This window comes from Kitasatospora sp. NPDC018058, assembly GCF_044327205.1.
Taxonomy (GTDB): Bacteria; Actinomycetota; Actinomycetes; order Streptomycetales; family Streptomycetaceae; genus Kitasatospora.
On sequence record NZ_JBIRFA010000061.1, the window covers coordinates 31,626 to 33,056 of the forward strand.

Below are 1,431 nucleotides of genomic sequence, written 5' to 3' on the forward strand. Positions count from 1 at the left end.
TGCACCGACGACGCACCGGTGAACCCCGAACCACTGATGACCACCGACGCACCGACCACACCCGAGGACGAGCTCAGACCGGTGATCACCGGCACGGCGCCGTAGGTGAAGGCCACGCCGTTGCTCGTGCCGAACGGCGTGGTGACCGTGACCTGAACCGTTCCAGAGCCCGCAGGAGCCGTGGCCTGGATCTGGTTGTCGCTGACCAGTTTGAACGACGACACCGGCACGGTTCCGAACTTCACCGAGGTCGCGCCGATGAAGCCGCTGCCGTTGATCGTGACGGCCGTGCCCCCCGTGGCCGGCCCGTTGTTGGGGTTGATGCTGCTGATGACCGGAGCCATCGGGTGCTCCTTTGCGTGGCTGACGAGGGTGCCCTGGCCGCCGTGGGCGGCCAGGGCACAGCGGGTCCGTGGTCGCGGCTCATCGGGTCCGCGCCCACGGCCGCGGGGACGGGGCGGCCGTGCTGCCCGTTGCTCGGTGCACGGGCTCGCCCGGGGCTTAGACGACGACGAACTGGTCCGCGACGACGGCCGTGCTGGTGCCGCCGGGGTTGATGACCTGGATGTCGTAGGTGCCCGCGGCCAGGGTGCCGGGCACGTCGAGGGTCAGACTGCCCACGCCGGTGACGCTGACGTTGTCGGCCGGGGTGGACGGGCCACCGGTGGTCAGGGTGAAGGTCACGGAGCTGACGTCGACGAAGCAGGTGCCGGCGACGATGACCCCGGTGGTGCCCGCCGGCCCCGTGCCGGGCGTCACGCCGGTGACCGCCGGCCGTTCGTAGTAGGTGAACTGACCCTGCGCGCCGATCGGGGAGCTGGTGCCGCCGGTGTTGCTGACGAGGACGTCCGCCGCGTCGGTGCAGCCGGTGAAGGCGCCGTGGGGCGGCGGGGTGACGGTCAGGTGGCCGTCCGACAGGACGGTGGGGGCGGCGGTGCCGACCGTGCCGAAGGCCACCGAGGTCGCGGTCGCGAAACCGGTGCCGAAGACGTCGACGGCGCCGGGTGCAGCAGGACCGGTGCTGGGGGTCACCGCCGTGACCGTCGGGGCGGCGATGTAGAAGAAGGCGGCGCTGTTGCTGTTGACCCCGGAGACGGTCGCGATGACGTTGGCCTGACCGCTGCACCCCGACGGGAGGGTGAGAGTGACGGAGGTGCTGCTGGCGGCGGTGGGCGTGACCGTCTTGGTGCCGATGTTCACCTTGGTGGTGCTCAGGCTCCCCAGACCGGTACCGGTGATGGTCATCGTCTGGCCCGAGTGGCCCGAGGTGGGCGAGATGGAGCTGATGAAGGGTGCCATGACTGATCTCCTTTGCTGGTGCGGATGACGCTGTCGTCCCATTCGCCGGAGCCGCCGAATCGGCAGTCCGCCGCACAGGGCGTGATCGGGTTCCGGCAGGTCACACGACAGGGTTCGCAGCGCTGCCGGAAT

General features: G+C 70.4%; 2 protein-coding genes. Both read right to left on the reverse strand.

Going from position 1 to position 1,431, the window contains the following annotated elements:
• Positions 1-344, reverse strand: a 344-nt coding sequence (locus ACH4E7_RS41310) for an IPT/TIG domain-containing protein (RefSeq protein WP_396254367.1), incomplete at its 3' end; no start/stop codon positions are given.
• Positions 345-501: 157 nt separating this feature from the next.
• The gene (locus ACH4E7_RS41315; protein WP_396254368.1) at positions 502-1,299 is read right to left on the reverse strand and encodes an IPT/TIG domain-containing protein; all 798 of its coding nucleotides are present in this window, start codon (positions 1,297-1,299) and stop codon (positions 502-504) included.
• Between the last annotated feature and the right edge of the window lie 132 nt (positions 1,300-1,431).

What these genes read in the sequence shown, in the direction of transcription:
- ACH4E7_RS41315 (WP_396254368.1), bottom strand. Translation starts at nt 1,299, where the DNA reads ATGGCACCCTTCATCAGCTCCATCTCGCCCACCTCGGGCCACTCGGGC.